The sequence below is a fragment of the Microcystis sp. M53603_WE2 genome, assembly GCF_030065435.1.
Genome location: NZ_JASJFF010000685.1, coordinates 1 through 7,763, shown reverse-complemented (window position 1 = coordinate 7,763; position 7,763 = coordinate 1). Strand labels below are relative to the sequence as shown.

Annotated in this window: 3 protein-coding genes; 1 reads left to right on the top strand and 2 read right to left on the bottom strand. The window is 45.0% G+C overall.

Features of this window, described 5'->3' with window-relative positions; all coding sequences use genetic code 11:
- The first annotated feature begins 313 nt into the window (after nucleotides 1–313).
- The gene (locus tag PX481_RS14840) at nucleotides 314–3,775 is read left to right on the top strand and encodes a Calx-beta domain-containing protein (RefSeq protein WP_002757868.1); all 3,462 of its coding nucleotides are present in this window, start codon (nucleotides 314–316) and stop codon (nucleotides 3,773–3,775) included.
- Between the two features lie 212 nt (nucleotides 3,776–3,987).
- Here the strand turns inward: PX481_RS14840 and PX481_RS14835 are convergent, their stop codons facing one another.
- Both PX481_RS14835 and PX481_RS14830 read right to left on the bottom strand, forming a co-directional pair.
- Complete coding sequence (locus PX481_RS14835; protein ID WP_002757866.1) at nucleotides 3,988–5,637, bottom strand: DUF6930 domain-containing protein; 1,650 nt, start codon at nucleotides 5,635–5,637, stop codon at nucleotides 3,988–3,990.
- A 75-nt stretch (nucleotides 5,638–5,712) separates the two neighbouring features.
- Nucleotides 5,713–7,763: caspase family protein (locus PX481_RS14830; protein WP_288094849.1), on the bottom strand; the 2,051-nt coding region annotated here is incomplete at its 5' end.

The window sequence follows — 7,763 nt, the reverse complement described above, 5'->3', positions numbered from 1 at the left end:
TTAAAGCATATCTAAAGAGTTTTGAGTTAAAAGTTAAACTTCAAGTTTTCATTCAGGACAAATGTACTGGTTAACTAATTTTTTGGGGAAAATTAGTTAACCCATGATTATAACATATAATTAATTTGCAAGAGTTCTATTTAAATCCGATGTTAAAAATTGTTTCCTCAAAAATTTACTTCCGCAAAGACCATCTACAATACCACATAACGATGACTTTAATGTATCTGGGCTATCGCTAGTGCCAGTCTCATAAGTCTTGATCGATTAAATTAAATGTAAATGCAAACAAATAGTTGATGGAAAGGATGTTATGACTAATCTTCTTCAGGCCACTCTCAACAAGACCTATGACCAACTGAAAAACTTTGCTGGTTTAAATGACTTCTGGAATTTGTTTGAAATAGCATTTGGTACACAATATGACCATACAGTAGCCACAAATCTCCGTTCTCAATGGCTTGTAGGTGATTTTAGTTCATTTCCACAAATTGAAATCCTTGATAGTAGCATTCTTGGTAATGCTAGTGGTGCTTATGGGACTAGCACGAATAAGATTTATCTCGCTGCTAATTTTCTTGATACAGCTACGGAGACAGACATTATTGCGGTTTTGTTAGAAGAATACGGGCATTTTATTGATGCTCATATCAATCAGACGGATAGCGCTGGTGATGAGGGAGACATTTTTTCTAACTTAGTGCGTGGTAATAGTCTCAGTGCTGGGACATTACAGGCTTTGAAAGGTGAGAATGACTGGGCAACAATTACTGTAGGTGGACAGAGTATTCAGATAGAGCAAGCGCTTGCACCAGCCGACTTAGTATCGGCGTCGACTTTCTTAATCAATCAAGATGTTAAGGATAATTTTTGGTATGAAAATGTCCAAACAATGCCTTCGGCGATTGGTGGTCCTGTTGCATTCAGGGCGCGGTTTAAAAACATTTTGTTACCTTCTGGCAGTACTCCTGCCATTATTCCTAATATCCCTTATGCTCCCATACCTACAGGTGCGCTAAATGGTCCAGCCGCACCCAATACAACATTGATTGATCCGCTAGATTCCACAGAGAAGGGACTACTTATCCATACCTCTGTAAATGGGCTAGGTTCAATTTATAGCAATATATGGGAACCCACAGATAACGCTAGTTTATTCCTTGCTAATTCATTCGCAAACAACCTAGGAAATGCGACAAACACCCTAACAAGAGAACTACTTGCTGAGGATACATTCAAGGGATCAACTGTAAATTTAGGTTATTTATCCCGTTCTCCAGGTAGCTATATTAAAGCAACTTTAGTTTGGACAGGAGTTCCTGGCGGCGGTCTTAGCACGGATGCTAACTTAAATTTGACGTTACAGGGGAATAATAGTGGTTTAATTTACACTCCTAGTTTTTTACCGCTCAATACTGCTAGCACTTTAGGTGGTGGTTGGGGTTTTAATGGAACAGATAGTGTTCCTGGCGGTACTATTAACGCGGTTGATTACATCGAACAAATTTTTATTCCAACAGGTGGTTTAAATCCGTTGGACAGTGCTTACAAGGTTACGGTTGGTGGGACGCTAGGTTCTGTATCCCCTATTACAGGTCAAGATTTTTCCATCTTTTTCAGTGTTACGGGTGTTGTCGGTAACGGTCATGGTTGGGGTGATGTACATCTGTCAACTTTTGATGGTAAACCCTATGAATTTCAAACAACTGGGGAGTTTATTCTTGTGAAATCCCTGATAGATGATTTTCAAGTGCAAACTCGCCAAGAAGCTTCACCTCATTGGATTGGTGCTTCAGTCAATACTGCTTTTGCTATAAATCTTGGTGGTTACAATATTAACTATGACATAGATTTAGCACAGGATCAAAGACTATCTATTGATGGGCAAAGTTACAATTTATTGAGTGGTGAAACCCTCGATTTGGGTATCGGTCAGATAAAACGTCAAGGCTCTCAATATACCTTTACTTATGCTGGTCTAGATGGTATTATTAATACCAATGACGATGATCTAGTAACAGCTTTTGTCTATGAGGATACGATTAACACTAGTCGATATTATATTAATATTGATGTTAATCCTGCTGATTATCGTTTTGGTTTGTTGCAAGGACTTTTAGGTAATGGCGACGGTATTACTAGCAATGACTTTGCCTTGCGTGATGGTACTAACTTACAATTGAATCCTGGACAGTGGGAAAATAACCCTATCGTCCATACTACATTTGCTGATAGTTGGCGTGTTAGTCAAACAGAATCTCTCTTTCCTGCAACAACAAAACAAACTGCTGCTGCTTCTAGTTTTGCTTCAGACATTATTCCTCCCAACCCTATTTTTGATCCCGAAGCCTTAGCTGCTGCTTTTGATTTGGTTAATGATGCAGGAGTTGCGGCAGGACAATTTCAAGTTGGTGCAGTAATAGATTATCTTCGTACTGGAGATACAAGCTTTATCAAGTCGGCTAAACAGTTTGGTGACTTCGTACTTCAAGATGACAAGGGAGTAATCCAACTTGGAAGCATCCAAGGCAGTAAATGGAACGATGCTAATGCTAATGGTATCTGGGACGGAGGCGAACAAGCCCTAGCAGGTTGGACAATTTACATTGATAGCTTCACCAATGGACAATTAGATCCTTGGGAAATTTCCACAGTCACTAACGCTGATGGTAAATATACCTTCAGCAACTTAGGACCAGGAGAATATGCCATTCTGGAAGTGAATCAAACAGGCTGGATACAAACCTTCCCCACCACTCCCTATGCTCTAAACTTGAAAGCAGGGGAAAAATTGACTGGCATTAATTTTGGCAACTACTTTCAGTTACCCAAGATTAATCTTAGTCCCAGCAATCAGACTGTTGTTGAAGGTTTAACCACTCCTCAAAACGCCTCCTACACCGTCACTCTTTCCCAAGCAAGCAACCAAACCGTCAGCGTTAACTATGCTACTGCTAACGGTACAGCAACCGCGGGATCGGATTACACCGCCACCATTGGAACTCTAACCTTTGCCCCTGGTGTTACTACTCAAGTCATCAATATTCCCATTCTCAATAATTCCCTTAATGAGGCGAATGAAATCTTTACTTTAGCTTTGTCTTCTCCTACTAATGCTGCTCTTGGTACGCAGACGGCAGCTACCACGACGATAACCGATACTCTCACGGCCGCTGTCACCACGACTTTAGCGGCAAATGTGGAAAACCTGACACTGACGGGAGCAGCCGCCATTAACGGTACTGGTAACGCAGGTAATAACGTGATCACGGGCAACACGGCCAATAACCTTCTCAACGGTTCTGGGGGCAATGATACCCTTAATGGTGGTGCTGGACTCGATACCTTGACGGGGGGAGCAGGAAACGATGTCTTCCTCTTCCAATTTTCCCAATCTACTGTCGCTAACCCTGACCGGATCACTGATTTTGCGATCGGCTCCGACAAAATTGATTTGCTCAGTGCCGCAGGAGGTGTGCTGCCTGCCCCCGCTGCCTTTAGTCGTGCTGCCAATTCTGCGGCTACCACTTTAACCAATGTCGTGAATGCTGTTTTTACCGATGCCAATGGTGCCTTAGCCGGAAACCAAGCACTTGGTATTAATGGCGCGGCCCTGGTCCAAGTAACCACTGCTGGGATAGCCGGAAACTATATTATTGTCAATGATAATGTTGCTGGTTTCCAAAGTGCCAATGACTTACTGGTTAACGTTACAGGCATTACCGGCACATTACCCGCTCTCGGTAATATCACTGTTTCCAACTTCTTTGTTTAGTGGATTCCTGATGGGGTGACAAGAATATTCTCAAGCCGGCGTGTTAGGGATCGGGAATGGAGTCGCCTCCATCCCCGACCCTTCAGAACCGTGCATGAGACTTTCACCTCACAGGGACCCTAGTTTGATTGTCCCATTCTTAGGGATACAACTTCTCTTAGGCGCTTGGGTAATGCCCGAAGCCTGCCCTCTGCCCCCTGCCTTCGTTAAAATTAACCAAAGTGAGGCATAAGAGTCAAAACTCCCAAGTCTAAATCTTTACTATCGATCGATTTTGCCTCGTAGAGGGCTAACATATCGTTTAATTGGGGATTACCGCAGGAGGAACCAGTTACCCCCATGGCAATAATCAAACCACAATAACCCTCGGTATTTTTGATGCGTTTTTGCCAATTGCGGCGCGCGGTACGGTGGTCGGGATCATCTTGCTCGAATTCCCCAAAGAGATAGAGATCCCCATTAGCCATTTTCAGAATACCGAGATCATAACGGGTATCTTCGAGGGGATCTTCGCCGGGGTTAAAACCAATAGCCGCCAAACCGCCAGCTTGTTCGATTTTTTCGATCAGTTCCTTGGCTTTCGGTCGGGAGGTCTGGATCATGACCACGGGGAAACCCTCTCCTTTTGTTGGTACGGATTGGGGTTGATAATGGATTTTTGGACGACTGCGAATTTTATCTAATAATTGCCAGGGAACCATTCCGAGACTGAGATGTGCATTATCGGGGACTAGATTTTCCTTGAGTACGGACTCTTCCTCATCATCCTCATCATCCTCATCGTCGTCGTCCTCCTCCTCCAAGAGTTGCATAAATTCCGCACATAGATCGGGCATCGTGGCTACCGTCACCGCCACGGTTTCCCCTTTTGCTTGTTCGGGATCGAGGGGGATACGAAAACGACGCTGTAATTCTCCGATCGGTTCTTCGGATAAAGCGGATTGATTGCCTTTAAAAAAGCGCAACAGAGCTATTAAAGCTAAATATACCGTGATTGCTTCTTCTTCATCTAAATAGGGGCGAATGCCTTCGTAGGGATGCACGCTGCCGAAAACTGGATGAATCTGGGAAGGGGCAGCCGAGGCCAGATCGTAGTCATCCTCATCATCGTCCTCATCATCATCGGCCAATTCGTAGCTTAAAAACCAGCAATCTTGGGAAAGAAAGGCTTTTTCTAATCTTTCCATCGATTTTTCTTCTAAAGCGGACTGGCGGAATTGTTTGAGGGATGCTAGGGAACGATAGAGAATGACTCCGTATTCCCGACCGAGCATTCCCATGACACAGGCGTAAAGATTCGGGAAATCGGGGCGATCGAGCTTAATTTCCAATATATCGTAGTCAGCTAAACAGGACCAGGGTTCAGCTTTCCAAATTTCGTGAGCAGTTTTCACTAAAGCGGACTGCCAAGCGGGGGGAATTGCCGGGGGACGGTTATTTTGGAATTCGTCGAACCCGCGAAAGAGATCATCGATCAGGGGCAAATTGGGGACATAATCGATGGTGATATCGAGATCTTGTAGTACCCCGCGCAGAAAAAACTGTGTTTCTCGATCGCGGACGATAATTTTTTTCGGTCTGGCTGGCCGGGCGGGATTTTGCGGTGTTTCGATGGCGCGGATTAAGGTTCTCACCATGGCCTCTGGCCCCGTTTCGGGGGAAACTACTTCCATAGCGCGTACACAGCCCTCGCTGCCGTCCACCCAGATCACGCACTCGCCACCGCTTTCTTGATTTGGTTCTAAGGTGGCCCGGGGCATTCTCTCGGATAAGGATAAAGCACGACGATCTCCTTCCCAAACACTGGGAATTTGTGGGATTTTTTTGAGGCGGCTTTGGGTTGTCCGGGGCAGAAGATTCATCGGGAAATTTAGGGGTAGCTGTGTTAGGATTTTAACCTTTTCTTTTCAAGGATTCCATAGAATCATTCTATCGATTTAGTCGATAACTTGATAAATAAACCGGAAACCTGACCAAGTTCCCAGATCAAAGGCGTATTCATCAATGACACTGCCAGAATTATCCATTTTTAGACCTAAATCTAATTTTAGATCGCTCCAGAAAGCTCTGGCTATTTCTAGGGGGTTAGTCAGGGTGAGCAGTTGGGTTGCTTCTCCCTTGAGGCTTTGAGTGGCATTGAGAAGGGTCAAGGTGTTCGGGAAAGGATGGCGACTGAGGATCAGTATATTCTCTCTGATGCCCTTGGGTTGACTAATTTTCCAATGCCCTTGGCGGTCATTGGGGATGGTGGCCTTGGTTTTGGCCGCCACGACAAAGGGGGCTAATGGGCTAGAATTGCTGAAATTATCGGGGTTTTCTGAATGGGAACAGTATAAAAGCGGTTGGCAATCGCTGTTAAGGACAAGGATCAGCGCGTAGAGGGGTTGTTCTTCTTGATTCTCGATTTGATAGCGAATTTCCGTCCCGACGGGCAGAATTAAGTCATTTTTAGCGGTATTAATCCCCCTGCTACCCGCAATTTTTTGGGTTTGTACCGTCGAGATATAGGTTTGATCGAGGCTTTCCAGGGTGACAATGACGGCTAAACCGGAGGATTCTTGATTGATCAACAAGTGCCACAATTTGCAGGCCAGCAGGGTTTCTAGTTGGGATTGCAGTCGTTTGATCCCCGATTTAATGGCTTCGTTGGCCGCCCCTAAACTACCGATAATTAGGGAGCCATTGGCAGATAATAACTGATAATTGCCAGTTTCTTCGCTACCAACTCGACTTAAGAGACAATCTACCGTTTGTTCACCAATGTTAACCACGGCGGCCACATCGGGCAAACTGGCAAAGGTACTGGTGGCATCTACCCGTTCAATCCGGGTTAAATTACTATCCAAACCGACGATTAAACCGATTTGACTCGGAAAAACCCGCAATTTTTCCTGTAGAATCTGTCCTATTTCTAGGGAAGCAGCCGGGGATAATAATTGCGCTTTCGCTTTTACACCCTGACGGGAGAGAATTTGTAGGCTGATTTCCTCCCCAGTCGCCTCAATAAAGCTCAAACAGGAGTTAATTCCGTAATTTTCTAGGATTTCTAAGGGCAGGCCGACCAGATTGACTTCTAGGGTGCGTTCATCAATAAGATTTGTAACAATTGCCGCCCCACCCCTTGACGTTTCTGACGTTGTATGATATGGCGGCGCAGAATTATTTTTTTGATTACTGGTTAGGATTGCCGGCTGCTGTTGTTGACTGCTGTGACTAGCGACGAGATTACGGAGATGGGGAAAAGCGATCGCCATTGTCGGACTGGGGCAAGCTTGCCAGAGATACTGGGTGAGATCATAGGTGAATAAGCCAGCATTGGGGCTATTACCGCTCAATTCCACGGCGATTTGCTCTGGTTTAGCGGCAGCGAGAATAACGCCGTTACTAGGCTTATTTTTGAGGTTAAAACGGGTTTTAATATCGGCAGCGAAAGTTAATTCGGCAGGGTTAAGCTCCGCAAGGCTTTCGGGATAGGAACGAACGCGGAGATTACCGAGATAGGGCTGAGGTTGGGGGAGATGACTACTATCAAAAATCAAGCTAAACTTATCCGTAGCTAGACAGCGAGCCATCAGCAGGATATTTTCCTTAAGTAAAGCATTTTCTGCCCCATCCGCAGCAATAAAAACCTCTTTTCCGGCCCCAAGACTGCCATAACCGCTAAAGTGAAAAATGACCACATCCCCTGCCTTGGCTTGGGCGATCAGGTGTTCTAAAAAAGCCGATTTGATCGCTTCTCGACTGGCTTGTTGTCCCGTTAAAGTTACTATATCAGCATCCTGAAAGCCAAAACGATAACGGAGAAGGTCTTTTTGTAACTCCACATCGGTAAGACAGCCGGGCAGCGGCGGAATATTCGCCCCATACTGGTCAATACCGACTAAAAGAGCCAATTTTCGGGGATTAGGGGCGGCGAGAGCGGCCAAATGACGGTTAACTGTCCCTTGACTAATCGCCAAAGTCAGCAACCCCCAACCTGTCTGCTGGA